Source organism: Nonomuraea sp. NPDC003709, from assembly GCF_040610775.1.
In the GTDB taxonomy this organism is placed as follows: domain Bacteria; phylum Actinomycetota; class Actinomycetes; order Streptosporangiales; family Streptosporangiaceae; genus Nonomuraea; species Nonomuraea angiospora_A.
Genome location: NZ_JBEXMW010000010.1, coordinates 449020 through 464266, shown reverse-complemented (window position 1 = coordinate 464266; position 15247 = coordinate 449020). Strand labels below are relative to the sequence as shown.

Genomic DNA, 15247 nt, shown 5'->3' with positions numbered 1-15247 from the left:
AAACTTTGTCCAGCAAAAATGTTCAGAGCTGTCGAGCGGCGGCCACCAGGCCCTCTGCCGTCGGGACATCCGTGACGAGCTGGTTGAAGTAGCCGCCCTTGGCGCCCGCGACGATGGACAGCACCTTCTCGGCGCCCACCGCGACCGCGATCGTGGCGGGGATGCGGCGCAGCTCCTCCGGCTTCGTGGCGACCAGGCGCTCGCTGCCCGGGTACGTGACGGGCTCGCCGTCGCGGTCGTAGACGCGCATGCACACGTCGCCCACGGCCTGGCGCAGGCTGTCGGCGTCGCGCGGCATGAGGGAGGGCGTCATCTGCCGCATCAGCGGGGCCGAGCCGACGCCGACGATGGCGCACTTGGCGTGCGCCCACAGGTCCATGACGCGGCGTACGGACGGCTCGTGCTGCAGCGAGTAGAACAGCTCGGGGCCGGGCAGCGCGGGCGCGTAGAGGTAGGCGGGCACGCCGCCGGCGCGTTCGGCCAGGATGCGGGTGGTCTCGTTGGTCTGGAACCAGGGTTGCGGCTCCTCCTGGCCGCCCACGGCGGGTGCGATCGTGACGCCCGGGTACTGGCCGAGCCCTTCGCGGGCGCACTCGTAGACCGTGGTGCCGGACGAGACGAGCACGACGTCGCCGGACTCCAGCCCGACCGCCGCCAGCGCGCGGGTCACGGCGGGCGCCAGCCACGGGCCCAGGGTGGGGCCGCTGACCTTGGGGACCAGGTAGACGCGCTCCAGGTCGAGCGCCTCGGCCACCTCGGCGGCCAGCGGGCCGTCCGCGAGCGCGGCCGGCCGGTGCACCTTGATCTCGACGATGCCCTGCTTGCGGGCCTCGGTGAGCAGCCGGCTCACGGTCGCCCTGGAGACGCCGAGCCGCTGGGCGATGTCGCCCTGCGTGGCCTCCTCGATGTAGTACTGCTGGGCCGCCGCGTACATCAGCTCAAGCGGGAACCTGGCCTGCGTCTCGGGTGCGACGTCGGCGGCATTCATGCGCGCGCTCCTGTGAACATTTTTGCTGAACCGATGCGCAAACGACTATAGGCGGTGATGTCCCGGGGGGCCACTGCCGCGTCCTCCGCTGGAAAGGCTAGCCGCCATGAGGTTCTCCAGACAGGGCTACTACTCTGCGCTTACGATCGGCTGCGCACAGTAATACGGGGGACAGGGGAGAGGCAATGTCCAAGGGGATGTACGTCGCGGTGGCCGTCGGCCTGGTGGTCGGGAACATGGCGCCGCCCGCCGTGGCGGCGGCCACGGTCCTGCGCTGCGACACCTACGTGCACGCGCAGGACCGAGACCTCGGCATCGCGTCCTGCACCAACCCCACGGGCCAGACCTGGAGGTTCCGGGCCGTGGTGGTCTGCGGCCGGGCGCCGGACGTCGTGGGCGAGTGGGTGACGCTCGCGCCTGGCGCGTCGGGGGAGTCCCGGGGATACTGCGGCGGCATCTTCACCAGCGGCGTGGGCGCCGTGGGCGTGGACGAGCGGGTCGCCTGACCGGTCAGTCCGGTGGGGGGAGCTCGCCGGAGCCGCGGGCGATGAGCCGTACCGGCAGCTCGATGTGCTCCGGCGGGCCCGTGTCGCCGCGCAGGCGGCGGAAGAGCAGCTCGGCCGCCACCCGCCCCATCCACGCGGGGTCCTGCGCCACCACGCTCACCCCAGGGGTCAGCAGGTCGGCCAGCTCGAAGTCGTCGAACCCCACCAGCGCCACCCGGCGCCCCGCCAGCGCGCGCAGCGCCGTCACGGTGTAGCGGCCGTTGCCGGTGAACAGCGCGGAGGGCGGATCGTCCAGGGCGAACATGCGGGCCAGGTCGGCGCGTACGCCCTCCAGTGAGGGCGGCCGCATCGACACCAGCCGCTCGTCGAACAACCCTCCGAGCGCCTGCCGGTAGCCGTTGAGCCGCTCGGCCGCGGTGAAGATCCCCGGGGCGTCCCCGAGGAAGGCGATCCTGCGGTGGCCGTGGCCCATGAGGTGGCGGATCGCCTCCCCGGTGCCGCCCAGGTTGTCGGCGAGCACCGTGTCCACGTCGATCCCCGCTCCCGGCGGCCGGTCGGCGAACACCACCGGCGTGCCGGCCTCCAGCTCGGGCCGCAGGTACGTGTGGTCCTCGCCGGCGGGCACCATGATCAGCCCGTCCACGCGGCGCGCGCAGAACGTCTCGACCAGCTCGCGCTCCCTGAGCGGCTCCTCGCTCGACGACCCGCTCAGCAGCAGGCAGCCGTGCTCGATGACGACGTCCTCGACGGCCCGGCTCAGACCCGAGTAGAACGGGTCCGCCACGTCCTCGATGACCAGCCCGACCGTGGCGGTCCTGCCCCTGCGCAGCACCGCCGCGCTCTCGTTGCGGCTGTAGCCCAGCCGCTCGATGGCCGCGCGCACCCGCTCGGCGGTGGCCGGGTGGACGCCGGGCTCGCCGTTCACGACGCGCGAGACGGTCTTGAGCGCCACGCCCGCCGCCGAGGCGACGTCCTTCATCGTCGGTCTCACGCCAGGATCATTCCTCACCTGGACCAGGCAGACAACGTTGTCAGGGGTTATGCGAAAGTGGTTCCCTATGTCGTTGAGATCTGCCGTGCTGGTCGCCGGGTTCGTCCTGGCCGCGCTCAACCTGCGCCCCGCCATCGCGGGGGTCTCCCCGCTCCTCGACGAGATCATGAAGGACGTGGGCCTGTCGCCCGCCGGCGGCGGCGCCGTCACCACGGTCATGGTGGTCTGCCTCGGCGTGTTCGGGCCGGTCACGCCGCTGCTCGCGCGGCGCTTCGGGCTCGACCGAACGCTGCTGGCCGGACTGCTGGTCATCGCGGCGGGCGTGACGCTGCGCGGCCTCGGCGGCGCGCCCGTGCTCTACCTCGGCTCCGCCCTGGCCGCCACGGCGATCGCCGTCATGAACGTCTCCATGCCCGCCGTCGTCAAGGAGCACTTTCCCACCCGGGTCAACCTGATGACCGGCGTCTACGTCGCCGCCGTGGTGGCCGGCGCCACCCTCGCCTCCGGGCTGGTCGTCCCCATCGAGCACGCCACCGGGTACGGCTGGCGCGGCGTCTCCGCGCTGCTCGCCGTGCCCGCCCTGCTGGCCGCGCTGCTCTGGCTGCCCCAGGCGCTGCGCAAGCAGAGCGGGGCGCAGAACGGGCCCAGGCCGTTCGGAGTGGTGCTCAGGAGCCCCGTGACCTGGTCCGTGACCGCCCTCATGGGCCTGCAGTCGCTCACCTTCTACGTCATGCTGGCCTGGCTGCCGACGATCTTCCTGGAGGCCGGACTCCCCGCCGACCAGGCCGGCTACCTGCTCAGCCTGACGAACCTGGTCCAGGTCGGCACCTCGCTGGCGATCCCCGTCCTGGCGGGCCGGCGGGCCTCGCAGGTGCCGTACGTGGTCGGAGCGGGGGTGCTGACCGTGCTCGGCTACCTCGGCATGCTGCTGGCCCCCACGGCCGCGCCCTGGCTGTGGATGATCGTGCTGGGGATCGGCCAGGGCGCCTCGTTCGCGCTGGCACTGCTGATCATCGCGCTGCGGCCCGCCGATCCGGCCACCGTGACCGCGCTGTCGGCCGTGGCGCAGTCCGTGGGGTACGGGATCGCGGCGGTGGGGCCGTTGCTGTTCGGGTTCCTCAGGGAGGTCTCCGGCGGCTGGACGGTGCCGCTGCTGGCGGGGCTGGGGGTGCTCGTGGTGCAGATCGCGGCTGGGTGGTTCGCGGGGCGGCCTGCTACCTTAGGTAAGGCTAACCTTTAGGGGGTTCAGGGTGCTGACCGAGACGCTCCAGCGGGTCGCCGACGCGCGTGGCGGGGTGCTGGGCGTCGAGCCGCGCCTGGTCATCGAGCCCGACGGCAGCTGGACGCCGGTCACGGAGCTGCTGCGGGAGCCGTACGCGGCACTGCTCGGGCTGATCGACGAGACGGCCGCGCGCTGGAACGCGCCACGCCACGTCGGCGCGGCGCTGTTCTGGAAGACGTACGGCTACTGGCACACCATGCCCATGGCGCTCGGCTGGGCGCTGGACGGGCGGGTGCCGATCATGCGGCCGGCGGACACGTACTTCAAGGTGTCGGACGCCGGGGTGACGATCGCGGCCACGCGGGTGAGCTGGTCCGAAGGGGCCGCCGCGATCCGCGAGGCGCTCGCCGAGTCGCAGGCGCCGCTGGTGCGGGCCGTCGGGGCGATCGCGAAGGTGGGCGAGCGGACGCTGTGGGGATCCACGGCCGAGGCGCTCGCCCATCCGCTGACGTCGATCGTGCCGGGCGACTACATGCGGCTGCTGAAGGAGATCGGCCCGCCGGTCGACGGGCTGATCGAGCCCGCCGGCGACGGCTACTTCCGCAGGACCTGCTGCCTGTGGATCACACTGCCCGATGTCGAGCCCTGCGGAAGCTGCTGCGTGCTCAGGCCACCACCGCGTCGTCCAGCGGCCTGAGCTCGTCGGCGTAGCTCACCGAGACGCGGCGCATGACGCCGGTGTCGTCGATGGAGTACTGGCCGAGCCGCCACAGCGGCGGCGAGTAGGCGTGGATGGAGACGCTTTCGTCCACCGCGCCGTTGAGGCGGTGGATGTGATCGGGCCCGAACGAGAACGACTGCCCCTCCGTGACCACGGTCTCCAGGTGCTCGCCGCCGATGCGCGGGTTGCACTCCAGGAGCGCGCCCTGCACCACGTGGACGGCGCCGGAGGAGATGTCGTGGTCGTGCCAGCCGGTGTCGTCCTCGGGGCGCCAGCAGAGCAGCCAGACGTCCACGTACGCGTCGCGGTAGAGCGAGGCGTAGTGCCTGCCGCCGTCCTCGGGGAACTGCACCTGGTCCCGCCACTCCTCGGGGTGGGTTGCCAGCTCGTTCACCAGGTCGCGCAGTTCGCGCCGGTCGAGCGTGCGCTCGGGCAACCGGGCACAGGTGCCCCCGTCCTGGATCTGCTGAGTGCTCACGTACGAGTCTCCTTTCCGCTCAATAGACGACGGGGGTTGACGACCCGGATGGCGTGGCCGGCGGCCGCGCCGAGTCCGGGCTCGGGTGCGGTGGCGTAAGGGGCGTCGGAGCCGTTGACGACGACGTCGATGCCCAGCTCGCGGACGATCGCGTCGATCGCCCGCGGGCCGTAGGAGGAGGTCTCCACGAAGAAGTTCGGATCGACCAGGCCGCGGCTGCCGCCGCCCCTGGCGATCAGGCGCTCGGAGTGCAGCGGGGCCAGCCCCGCGAGGAGGGCGAAGCAGACGCGCAGCTCCGGGTGCCTGGGGCGGACGACGGCGTGGAAGTAGTGCCACGCGGCGTGCATCTGCTGGACGTACGGCACCACGGCGGGCCACCAGGGCGGCGTGCCCGGGGTCTTCGCGGCCGGGCCGGGGTGGACGAACAGCGGAAGGCCCAGGTCCGTCAGCACCTCGAGCAGGCCGTCGTCGGGCACGGCCGTCGCGGGGATCTGCAGCCCCGCGAAGCCGCGGCCGAGGTCCCGGGCCAGGCGCTCGGGGTCGGGCCGGCTGAGGCACGTCGACGCCCAGGCCCCGAACGGCTCGCCCAGCGCGAGCGCGCCGTCGTGGTAGGCGTCGATGACCGGCCAGGACTCCTCCGGCGGCAGGAACTCGATGCCGAGCGGGCTCGACGGCGACACCAGCGCCAGCTCCAGGCCGGTGGTGTCGCGGTGCTCGAGGTCCTGGGGGTCGATCTCGTACGGGGGCTCGTCGTCGAGGAACAACGTCCAGCCGTCGACGTGGGGAGGGGAGGAGCGGGCGCGCAGGGCGTCGACGAGCGGGCGCGTCCACACGTGCTGATGGACGTCGATGCTCACGGCTTCCTCCTTCCCCTATTCCCTACTAACATTACAGGTAACCCGCGCCACCTTGCGACACTGAGCTGTGAAGCGTTTCAGTGATACGGTTCAGTGAACCGCTTCACAAGGCCGTTGTCAACGGGCCCGACGCGGCCGGGAACACCGACAGGCCCGGCGTTCCGGGGCGGCGCACCCTCAGTGGGGAGCGCGAATCGTCTGACTGGAATCGGTTCTGTCGGCGCTAGCGAATAGGCTGGCTTAATGCCTCGCAAGAGAGCCACGATCCGGGAGGTGGCTCAGGCCACAGGCCTGTCACCGGCAGCCGTCTCGTATGCGCTGCGCGGCCTGCAGGTTTCCGAGGAGACCATGGAGCGTGTCCGCGCGGCGGCCGCCGAGTTGGGCTACGAGGCCGACCCCATCGCCAGGGCCCTGGCCAGCGGGCGCACCGGCATGATCGGCCTGCTGTGCGGCTCGCTGGAGGACCTGTGGCAGCAGTCCCTGGCGGTCGGCATCAGCAGAGGGCTGCGGGAGAAAGACCGCTATGCCCTGATCCTTGACGCGGTGGGCGATCCCGCCCGCGAACGGGCCTTCGCCCAGCGGCTGCGCGACCAGCGCGTCGACGGGCTGATCGTCCAGCCGATCGATCCGGCGGCGGCGTTCTGGCCCGAGCTGTGCGAGTCGCTGCCGGTGGTCGCGATCGGCGACTCGATCGCGGGCACGGCCGGGGAGGTCGTCTTCGACAACCGGCGCGGCGTGACGCTGGCGCTGGAGCACCTGCGCGCGCTGGGCCACCGCCGCATCGCCGTCCTCACCCCGACCCGGGACAGCACTCCCGACCGGCCCGCCGACGTGCACGTCACCGCCGAGGCCGACCGGCTGGGGCTGGACATCGTGGTCGCCACCGCCCCGCACGGGCTGGCGGGGGCCACCGCCGCGGCGCGGGAGCTGCTGGCGGGGCAGGGGCCGAGCGCGGTGTTCTGCTTCGCGGACTCGATCGCCTACGGGGTTTACGCCGCGGCTCAGGAGCTGGGGCTGGCCGTCCCCGACGACGTGTCGGTCATGGGGTATGACGATCACCCGATGTCCGGGCTGCTCACGCCTGGTCTCACGACCGTCGATTGGGACATCGACGGGATCGTCAAGGCGGCGGTCCGCCTCATCTCGGCGGCGGCGGACGGGGGGACCCGGCGGCGGCGCGTCGTCCAGGAGCCCACCCTTCGGGAACGGGGATCGGTCGCCCGCGTGCCGTGACGCCTCCCCCGACCTCGGTGGGAGCCCGGCTATCGGGAGCGGGCAGCCTCGGGGGGTCAGAGGGGTGGGTGGAGGGTCAGGGCCTGGCGGGAGGCGGTGAGGTCGTCGGTGAGGGGGCGGTCCGCGGTGGGGGTGTTGAGAGCCCGGAGAGCGGCGGTGCGTTCGCAGGCCAGGACGATTTCCAGGGGCTCCAGGCAGCGCAGGGCGTTGCGGGCCGCCTGGGTCGCGAAGCCCGCGTGGTCCTCCGTGCCCAGGGAGATCACCGCCGTGCCCGTCGTCACCGGCGTCGCGAGGAGTCGGAGCTCGGCCAGGGCATCCTGGGCCACGTACTCCAGGATCAGCGCCCCCGACGACCCCGGGCGGTCGGCGAGAAAGGGGTGGTGGCCGGTGTAGGCGGGGTCCATGAGGGTGGCCAGGCGAGCGGCGCTGAGCTGGGCCGTCTGCACGAGCGCGGCACGCGACGCGTCGAGCGCCAGCGCCAGCGGGGCCGAGTGGAAGTTGCCGTTGTGCCAGGCCAGGGAGCCGGCGATGAGGGGGTTCTCGGCGGCGGCGTTGAGGTCGATCTCGACGGCGGCGGTGGCCCGGTCGAGGGCGTCCACGGCGGCCCCGTGCACCTGGGCGAAGGCCCGGTAGCCGTACGGGTCCTGCACGCGGGTCGCCAGCTCCTGGGTGAGCAGGCCGCGCAGGCGGGCGGCCACGGCGGCCTGGCCGGGGTGGGGGCGGGCCTCCTGTACGGCGGCCGCCAGCGGCTCGGCCGAGGCGCCAACGGCGGTGAACGACATCGCCGCCACGTCGATGACGGCTTCCAGGAGGAGCCGGAGGCGGTGGCAGGCGATGGCGGCGTCGGCCAGCGTGGCGGCCCCCGAGCTGATGAACGGCAGCGCGTCCTCCGGGGCGAAGGGGAATCGGGGCCCGGCCACGTCGATCGAAGGCGTCCCCGGAGGGAACGGGGGTGGGGGTTCGTGGTGCCAGGGGAGTTCGCCGAGCAGGCACAGGGCCGTGGTGGCGAGGGCGGAGAGGTCGCCGGTGCCGATGGCGCCGTACGTCTGGATCGGCGGGGTGAAGCCGCCGTTGATCGCCTCGGCCAGCGCCGGCAGGACGGCCGGGTCGATGCCGGAGCCGCCGACGAGGAGCTGGTTGAGCCGGACCACGAGCATGGCCCGGGCGCGGGCCGGCGGGATCATCGGGCCGGCGCCGCACACGTGGCTGCGGAGCAGGTCGAGGCCGGGCTTGTCGAGGATGACGCCTCTGTTGGCGCCCACGCCGGTGCTCCGCCCATACACGGGGCCCGTGAGCTCCTGAGCGGTGGCCCACGCGGCCCGGGCCCGATCGAGGGAGGCGATCGTGACCCGGGCACCGTCGTACGCGGCCTCGTGGACCTGCGCGCAGGTCAGGCCGGCGCCGTCGAGCTCCACCGGCGGTTCAGTCGCCGTCGGGAATGAACAGGCCCAGCAGCCAGCTCACCACGCTGATGATGATCGCGCCCCAGAAGGCGGCCGGATAGAAGTTGTCGACGTGGAAGGGGATGTCGAGCTGAGTCGAGATCCAGCTCGTCAGCAGCAGCATGGCCGCGTTGATCACGAGGAGGAACAGGCCCAGTGTCAGAACGATGATCGCGCATCCGAGGGCCTTGACGATGGGCTTGACGATCGCGTTCACGATGCCGAAGATCAACGCCACGATCAGCAGCACGCCCCAGTATTTGGCGGAGTTGGGGGAGGTGCTGACCTCGATGCCGGGGACCAGTTGGATGGCCACCCAGAGGGCCGCCGCCGCGGCGATGGTTCTGATGATGAATCTCACGCTGCTTGATCCTCCCACTTGAGATCGGCACTTCGATAGTGGCGCGGCCACTACGATTCTCAGCGGCTACTGTGCGTAGTCGTCGGTTATGGTTGGCCCAACTCGGGAAGAGGCGTCCAGGGGGAGGGAGCGAGATGGACGCGAACGGGCTCGAGTCGTTGCCGGCCGACGAGTTGCACGACCGTGCGGTGCGGTACGCCGTACGGCACGGGGACCTGGGGTTTCTCTGGGACCTGTTGAAGGTGATCCCGGCCGCCGAGGCCGCCAGCGGTCACGGGACGGAGGCCGCCAACGACCTCAGCAGGGTCTCCGCGCTGCTCAGCGATGCCATCGCCTCCGGCGAGGGGCAGTTGGGTGAGGCGCTGCGCCCGATCTACATAGAGTATTTGCGTAAACATCCCGACGCCTGACCGTGCTCCCAGGGCGCCGGGGGGTGACCTCGCAAGTCCGATACGGGCCACCCTCCGTAATCACACGGGCGCGCTCAGCCCGCCATGCGGGCCTCGCTGCCGCTGTATTCGGCGAAGCCGGGCGTGCTGACCTCCTGCCCGTCACGGGTGATGATCATCGTCTGGTACGGCCCCGCCGCCGCCAGGTCGGCCGCGAAGCGCCTGGACAGCATGGGCCCCATGGCGTAGATGGCGGTCGCGTACGCGTCGGCCTGGCCCAGGTCGGGACCGATCACGGTGACCGAGCCGAGCCCTTCCTCGACGGCCCCCGTGTGCGGGTTGACGACGGGCGCGCCGCCGGAGGTGGCGATGCCGAGGTCGTGGGCGAAGACGACTTTGCGGATCACGTCCTTGCGCGGATCGCGGATGCCGACCCGCCAGCGCTTGCCCGGGGCGGCCGAGCCGCGCACCCTGATGTCCTCGCCCGCGCTGATGCGGTGGTCGCCCGCGCCCGCGTTGACCAGGGCGCGGGAAAGGCGCTCGAGCGCCCAGCCCTTGATGTAGCCCGACGGGTCGGTGACGCCGTTGATGCGGGCCTCGAAGTAGCCGTCGGTGGCCTGGCTGATCTCGTCGCAGCGGTGGAGGACCTCGATGAGCTCGGGGATCTGCTTGATCGTCTGGCCGCGGTTGAGGCGGCCGATCTGGCTGTCCTCTCTTACCGGGCTGAAGGTGTCTTCCACCCACCTCAGCCAGGAGAACGCGTCATCCAGCAGGGGCGTCATCTCACGCACCGGGAGAGCGGTGCGGATGTCCACACTGACCGGCATGCCCATGACCATCTCGACACGGGCGCTTCCGGGGAAAGTCGTCACCTTGCCTCCTTGTCCGCAGCCAACCGTTGCAGATGGCGCGTAATGTGGAGCTAAACCTTTTGCCGTGATTTGAAATGAATCTGTGATCTTGGGACAGCAAGGCGTGACAACGCGCCGCGTACGTACCTCTTGAACTGCCGCGGACCGGCCACCACCACGTCGCGTTCGGCGATGTCGGGAATCTGGCGGCTCAGGCCGGAGGCGCTCAGGCGCTCCTTGGCGCGGGGGTCGTGCTCGGCGCCCTCGACGAGGATGAGCCCGTATCGGGCCTCCAGTTCGCGCAGCTCGTCGGTGGCGCGCTCGGTGCGGTAGACGGCCACGGTGTCGGGCGTGCCGGCCAGCCGTTCGCGCAGGGCGGCCGCGTCGAGGCCGGTGGCGATCAGCAGGGTCGGCCTGGTCGCGTGGGAGAGCTGGTGACTCCAGACCGCCATGACGGCCGCCATCGCGTACAGGACGAGCGAGCCGGCGCGGCTGAGGTCGGTCACGTACGCCGTGGAGCTGAACTGGTGGGCCACCAGCAGCGCGCCGGCGAGATAGCTGCCGAGCCGCAGGCGCTGCCTGGCCTCCTCGGTGCGGAGGTAGTCGGCGGCCTTGACGGTGATCAGGCCGAACGCGACGAGCAGCGCCGCGGCGGCGTAGGCACTGGGTCGCCACGGGTAGCCGAATCCCGGCTGGATCGCACCGAACTCGGCCACCGCGACCCCGCACCAGAAGAGGATGGGACCTTGGTTCGCATTCGCCTCGCTAGCCATGCCACTCACGATGCTGAATGAACATTAAAGGTTTCTGAGTAGGGTCTGAAACATGGCTAACGTGAGTGTCGAGCGAACTGAGGACGGCGGATTCCGGGCCACGAACGCCCGCGGCGCCGAGGTGCGGATGGGCGGCGGGGACGAGGACGGGGTGTTCACCCCGGTGGAGTTGCTGCTGGCGGCCGTGGGCGGATGCAACATCGTGACGGTTGAGCCGCTGACCGCCAAGCGGGGTCACCGGCTGGTCCGCCTGGCGATGACGGTGCAGGCGGAGAAGGTCGAGCCCAGCAAGCTGGGCCCGGTCACCGTCACCTACGACGTCGAGCTGCCCTCGGAAGAGGCCGACGAGGTGTTCAGGGCGGTCGCGGAGCGGGTGCACGAGAAGTACTGCACGGTGAGCAGGTCGCTTCAGGAAGGTACGGAGGTTCGGTTGGAGCTTCCGTAGTCGGATTAAACAGATATTCGACCCCGTTATGACGCGACCGTTGCATTCGTCTCGGTAGCGTTGTAGCAGGTCAAGAGGCCAATAGACCTTCACCGAAGCGGACGCGGAGGGGGACCGCGGTTCGCCAGTGCGGGACCGCCGGCGTTTTGGGGGAAGCGCCGGCCTGGACCGCCGCCGATCGGGCCGGGCAGCTTTGGGGGAACTGCCCGGCCCGATCTATGCGTATCCTCCCCTTTCGTGAAGAAAGTGCTGATTGACTGCGACCCCGGCATCGACGACGCGCTCGCTCTGGCCCTGGCCGCCGGCTCCCCCTCCCTGGACGTGGTGGGCATTACCACCGTGGGGGGCAACGTTGACCTCTCCCTGACCACCGCGAACGCCCTGGCGCTGCGCGAGTTCCTGGAAATGGGGAATGTCCCCGTGACGCCGGGCAGCGCCGGCGCCCTCCTGCGCGAGACCGTGCGCGCCACCCGCGTGCACGGCACCACGGGTCTCGGCGGCGTGGTGCTCCCCACCCCGCAGCTGGGGCCCTCGGACGGCCACGCGGTCGACTTCATCGTGGAGACCCTGAAGGCCGCTCCGGGCGAGATCACGCTGGTGGCCGTGGGCCCGCTGACGAACATCGCCCTCGCCGTACGCCGCGAGCCGCGCGTCGTGGAGTGGGCCCGCGAACTGGTGATCATGGGTGGCTCGTTCACGCGTGGCAACCACAATCCGGCGGCCGAGTTCAACATGCTGGCCGACCCGGAGGCGGCGGCCATCGTCTTCGGCGCCGGGTGGACGGTGCGGATGCTGGGGCTGGACGTCACCCTGTCCGCCACAGTCACCTCGGACGTCCTGGACCGGATGCGGCCGCTGGGCAAGCTGGCCGAACTGCTGGTGCCCGCCGCGCAGTTCTACGGAGTGGTGACGGCCGACGGCGGGCCGGCCATCCATGACGCGTGCGCGGTGGCGTACGTGCTCGACCCCTCCCTCTTCACCTGCGTCCCCGCGACGGTGAACGTCGAGACCGCCGGGCTTTACACGCGGGGGATGACCGTGACGGACTTCAAGGTGAGCGAGCAGGACTCGAACGCGCTCGTGGCCACGTCGATCGACGTCAAGGGATTCTGGGAGCTGGTGCTGGGAGCGTACGAGAGGCTGGCGGGGCGGCTCGGATGATGTGCGGTCAGGGCTCGGCGGCTGATACAGTTACACCTGTTGCGCCGCTAGCTCAGTTGGTCAGAGCAGCTGACTCTTAATCAGCGGGTCCGGGGTTCGAGTCCCTGGCGGCGCACAGCGAAAAGCCCAGGTCACTCAGGTGGCCTGGGCTTTTTTGATCAGGCGGGCGCCGGGCATCGGCGCGTCAGGATCGGGAAGGTCTCGGCGCACACCCGGCCGAGGCGCCCACGGTGGAAGACGAGCGGGTCGTCGTCGGAGTCGTTCACGGTGAGCGACACCACCCTGGCGAGGATCAGCTCGTGGTCGCCCACCACGTGGCTCAGATCGAGGACGCAGTCGATCCACGCGACCGCGCCCGTGATCGCCGGGTGCCCGCTCTCCCGCACCGACCAGCCGACCCCCGAGAACTTGTCGCTCCCCTTGGCCGCGAACGACCGGCACACCTGCTCCTGCCCGGCCCCCAGCACGCTGATCGTGAAGGCGCCCGCGGCCTTGATGCGGGGCCAGGTGGCCGAGGTGTGGGCGGCGCAGAAGCTCACGATGGGCGGGTCGAGGGAGACGGAGGTGAAGGAGTTGACCGTGAAACCGTGCGGTTCGCCGTCCTCCAGCGCCGCGATCACGACGACCCCCGTCGGGTAGTGGCCGAGCACGCGCCTCAGCCTCAGGCTGTCGATCATCGTGTGCTCCAGCGCCGCTTGAGCTCGTCGAGGTGGCGCAGCCCGTCGAGGACGGTGTCCGTGTCGGGGACGAAGTCGATGAGACAGGCGACCTCGTCCACGCCGATCTCCTGGAGCGAGCTCAATACCGCCATGCCGTCGTCGACCGTGCCGAACAGGCCGCCCGTGTCGAAATAGCGGTCGAACGAGACCTCCAGGAGGAACTCGATGTCCTCCGGGTCCATCGAGTCCGGGTCGATGCCGGGCATCAGGTCCTCGGCCGCCTTCAGCACCAGGCCGAGAGAGCTGCGCAGGTAGTCGGTGAAGGGCTGGTGAACGATCTCGCGCACGCGGGCGCGGTCCTCGCCGATGAAGGTGTGCAGCATGAGCGCGACGTGGCCGGTGCCGTTGTGCGCTCTGGCGTAGTGCTCGCGGTAGTCGGCGACCTTGCGTACGAGGTCGTCCAGGCTCTGGCCGAGCAGGTGCGTCAGGATGCCGTAGCCGAGATCGCCCGCCTGGCGGAACGTCTCCGGGTTGCCCGAGCTGGTGAGCCACGTGGGTAGCTCCGGCTGGACCGGCGCCGGGTAGGCGCGCAACTTGACCGACTCGCCGGCCCCGTCGACCAGCTCCACCTCCTCCTGCCGCCACAGCCGCCGCACCGTGTCGATGGTGTCCGTCGTCACCTGCCGGCGGCCGGCGTAGTTCTCGGGCCGCAACGCGAAGTCGACCACATGCCAGCCCGGGGCGAAGGACACGCCGACCCGGCCGCCGGACAGGTTGTCCACCATGGCCCATTCCTCGGCGATGCGAACCGGGTGGTGCAGCGGCGCCACGACGCTTCCCGCGCGGATGGCGACCCGCTCGGTCACGGCGGCGACGGCCGCGGCGCTCACGGCGGGATTGGGATATCGGCCGCCGAATTCATGAAAATGCCGCTCGGGTGTCCACACCGCGGAGAATCCATGGGTGTCGGCGAACCTGGCCCCTTCCAGCAGCAGCCGGTACTGGTCGGTTCCCGCCCTGACATCGTCCGCGAAATAGAATAGACCAAAGTCCATCGTTTCTCCTTGCGTACCGCGTTGATGCGCCCGGTCCGGGTGTCACAAGTATTTGTGAGCGGAGAAAGCGGGGTAACCCCTAGCGCCCACTAGGCGTGCCGGCCGTCGGGCGTCCGCCCTGCTGAGCACGGCCTGACGCGCTCGGGCAACCCTTATCGCCCCTTATCTCGACGCGGCTTCACCACGCGCCGGACCGTCGGTTGATTCGTTAGGGGAATACCCCCGGACATTAGGGGGCGAATCCCGTGGCTACGCCGCGGCCGCATGGGCTGGAATGAACGGTGATATCCCGCGGCGTGGTGCCGAATTCCCTGTCGGCAGAGGAAGGAATGTTCAGTGATCACCGAAACCGGAGCGTGGGTACGGCGGTTCTTCGCCGCGCCGGCATCCGCCACCCGTCTGATCTGCTTCCCGCACGCGGGCGGCTCCGCTTCCTATTTCCACCCGGTCGCCAAACAGCTCGCACCGCGGCTCGACGTCCTGGCGATCCAGTATCCGGGCCGGCAGGAACGCCGCCTGGAGCCGTGCATCGACGACATAGGCACCCTCGCCGATCGCCTCACCGGGGAGATCCTGCCCCTGGCGGACCGGCCGATGGCCTTCTTCGGGCACAGCATGGGCGCGGTGGTCGCGTTCGAGGTGGCCAAGAGGCTGATGGGCGACGGCGTCTCGCCGCTGGTGCTCTTCGCGTCCGGACGGCGCGCGCCGTCGAGCGTACGCGTCGAGACCGTGCACAAGGAGGGCGACCGGGCGCTCATCGCCGAGGTGCGGCGGCTCGGCGGCACCGACACGCGGATGCTGGACGATCCCGAGCTCGTGAACATGATCCTTCCGTCGCTGCGCGGCGACTACACGGCGATCATGACCTACCGCTGCCCGCCCGGCATCAGGATCGACGCGCCGATCATCACGCTGGTCGGCGACTCCGACCCGCACGTGTCGCTGGACGAGGCCGAGCGCTGGAAAGAGCACACCAGCGGCCCGTTCGACATGCACGTCTTCCGCGGCGGCCACTTCTACCTGAACTCACACGCGGCAGCGGTCATGCGGAAGATCACCGAGAACATCCCCGCCGTCCAGGCGTAGGTCCCCCTTTCGGTTGCAGGAAGAGTACG

Annotated in this window: 18 protein-coding genes and 1 tRNA gene; 9 read left to right on the top strand and 10 right to left on the bottom strand. The window is 70.6% G+C overall.

What is annotated here, in order from left to right; all coding sequences use genetic code 11:
* Positions 1–22 precede the first annotated feature (22 nt).
* A complete protein-coding gene (locus tag ABZX61_RS30630) occupies positions 23–988 on the bottom strand; it encodes a sugar-binding domain-containing protein (RefSeq protein WP_350741618.1) in 966 nt (321 codons plus the stop codon).
* Between the two features lie 185 nt (positions 989–1173).
* Here ABZX61_RS30630 and ABZX61_RS30625 point away from each other — a divergent pair, with 185 nt between their 5' ends.
* Positions 1174–1494, top strand: a complete 321-nt coding sequence (locus ABZX61_RS30625) for a hypothetical protein (RefSeq protein WP_350741616.1) — start codon at positions 1174–1176, stop codon at positions 1492–1494.
* A gap of 4 nt (positions 1495–1498) precedes the next feature.
* Here the strand turns inward: ABZX61_RS30625 and ABZX61_RS30620 are convergent, their stop codons facing one another.
* Positions 1499–2473 carry a LacI family DNA-binding transcriptional regulator gene (locus ABZX61_RS30620; RefSeq protein ID WP_355199627.1) on the bottom strand — a complete coding sequence of 325 codons (975 nt, stop codon included), beginning with the start codon at positions 2471–2473 and terminating at the stop codon, positions 1499–1501.
* A gap of 79 nt (positions 2474–2552) precedes the next feature.
* On the opposite strand from ABZX61_RS30620, the gene ABZX61_RS30615 reads away from it, so the two are divergent.
* Together ABZX61_RS30615 and ABZX61_RS30610 are read left to right on the top strand one after the other, a co-directional pair.
* A complete protein-coding gene (locus ABZX61_RS30615; RefSeq protein ID WP_355199611.1) occupies positions 2553–3725 on the top strand; it encodes an MFS transporter in 1173 nt (390 codons plus the stop codon).
* Between the two features lie 10 nt (positions 3726–3735).
* Positions 3736–4404, top strand: coding sequence for a (2Fe-2S)-binding protein (locus ABZX61_RS30610; RefSeq protein ID WP_355199610.1), 669 nt, complete (start codon positions 3736–3738; stop codon positions 4402–4404).
* On the opposite strand, the gene ABZX61_RS30605 is transcribed toward ABZX61_RS30610, so the two are convergent.
* Positions 4373–4906 carry a cysteine dioxygenase family protein gene (locus ABZX61_RS30605; RefSeq protein ID WP_350741611.1) on the bottom strand — a complete coding sequence of 178 codons (534 nt, stop codon included), beginning with the start codon at positions 4904–4906 and terminating at the stop codon, positions 4373–4375. The two genes, ABZX61_RS30610 and ABZX61_RS30605, sit on opposite strands and share 32 nt — an antisense overlap.
* Complete coding sequence (locus tag ABZX61_RS30600) at positions 4903–5763, bottom strand: amidohydrolase (RefSeq protein WP_355199609.1); 861 nt, start codon at positions 5761–5763, stop codon at positions 4903–4905. Before ABZX61_RS30600 ends, ABZX61_RS30605 begins: the two co-directional genes overlap by 4 nt.
* Before the next feature lie 243 nt (positions 5764–6006).
* Here ABZX61_RS30600 and ABZX61_RS30595 point away from each other — a divergent pair, with 243 nt between their 5' ends.
* Positions 6007–6996, top strand: coding sequence for a LacI family DNA-binding transcriptional regulator (locus tag ABZX61_RS30595; protein ID WP_355199608.1), 990 nt, complete (start codon positions 6007–6009; stop codon positions 6994–6996).
* Between the two features lie 56 nt (positions 6997–7052).
* Here ABZX61_RS30595 and ABZX61_RS30590 read toward each other — a convergent pair whose 3' ends face one another.
* Together ABZX61_RS30590 and ABZX61_RS30585 are read right to left on the bottom strand one after the other, a co-directional pair.
* Positions 7053–8411 (bottom strand): aromatic amino acid lyase, encoded by a 1359-nt coding sequence (locus ABZX61_RS30590; protein WP_355199607.1) that lies wholly within the window; start codon positions 8409–8411, stop codon positions 7053–7055.
* Between the two features lie 7 nt (positions 8412–8418).
* Complete coding sequence (locus tag ABZX61_RS30585; protein WP_185068013.1) at positions 8419–8799, bottom strand: phage holin family protein; 381 nt, start codon at positions 8797–8799, stop codon at positions 8419–8421.
* 134 nt (positions 8800–8933) lie between these two features.
* Here ABZX61_RS30585 and ABZX61_RS30580 point away from each other — a divergent pair, with 134 nt between their 5' ends.
* Positions 8934–9209 carry a hypothetical protein gene (locus ABZX61_RS30580; RefSeq protein ID WP_185068012.1) on the top strand — a complete coding sequence of 92 codons (276 nt, stop codon included), beginning with the start codon at positions 8934–8936 and terminating at the stop codon, positions 9207–9209.
* A 74-nt stretch (positions 9210–9283) separates the two neighbouring features.
* Here ABZX61_RS30580 and ABZX61_RS30575 read toward each other — a convergent pair whose 3' ends face one another.
* Positions 9284–10060 carry an FAD:protein FMN transferase gene (locus tag ABZX61_RS30575; protein ID WP_355199606.1) on the bottom strand — a complete coding sequence of 259 codons (777 nt, stop codon included), beginning with the start codon at positions 10058–10060 and terminating at the stop codon, positions 9284–9286.
* A gap of 50 nt (positions 10061–10110) precedes the next feature.
* Positions 10111–10812, bottom strand: coding sequence for a hypothetical protein (locus ABZX61_RS30570; RefSeq protein WP_355199605.1), 702 nt, complete (start codon positions 10810–10812; stop codon positions 10111–10113).
* 52 nt (positions 10813–10864) lie between these two features.
* On the opposite strand from ABZX61_RS30570, the gene ABZX61_RS30565 reads away from it, so the two are divergent.
* The 3 genes from ABZX61_RS30565 to ABZX61_RS30555 all read left to right on the top strand — a co-directional run bounded on the left by ABZX61_RS30565 (position 10865) and on the right by ABZX61_RS30555 (position 12533).
* Positions 10865–11257 (top strand): OsmC family protein, encoded by a 393-nt coding sequence (locus tag ABZX61_RS30565; protein ID WP_350741599.1) that lies wholly within the window; start codon positions 10865–10867, stop codon positions 11255–11257.
* A 237-nt stretch (positions 11258–11494) separates the two neighbouring features.
* Positions 11495–12418 (top strand): nucleoside hydrolase, encoded by a 924-nt coding sequence (locus ABZX61_RS30560; RefSeq protein WP_355199604.1) that lies wholly within the window; start codon positions 11495–11497, stop codon positions 12416–12418.
* Between the two features lie 41 nt (positions 12419–12459).
* Positions 12460–12533: transfer RNA gene (locus ABZX61_RS30555), tRNA-Lys, on the top strand.
* 43 nt (positions 12534–12576) lie between these two features.
* Here ABZX61_RS30555 and ABZX61_RS30550 read toward each other — a convergent pair.
* Positions 12577–13095, bottom strand: coding sequence for a flavin reductase family protein (locus ABZX61_RS30550; RefSeq protein ID WP_350741595.1), 519 nt, complete (start codon positions 13093–13095; stop codon positions 12577–12579).
* Entirely contained in the window at positions 13092–14132 is a 1041-nt protein-coding gene (locus ABZX61_RS30545; protein WP_355199603.1) for a MupA/Atu3671 family FMN-dependent luciferase-like monooxygenase, read from the bottom strand. The genes ABZX61_RS30550 and ABZX61_RS30545 overlap by 4 nt, the downstream gene beginning before the upstream one ends.
* Positions 14133–14468: 336 nt before the next feature.
* Here ABZX61_RS30545 and ABZX61_RS30540 point away from each other — a divergent pair, with 336 nt between their 5' ends.
* Positions 14469–15218, top strand: a complete 750-nt coding sequence (locus tag ABZX61_RS30540) for an alpha/beta fold hydrolase (RefSeq protein ID WP_355199602.1) — start codon at positions 14469–14471, stop codon at positions 15216–15218.
* Positions 15219–15247: the final 29 nt, after the last annotated feature.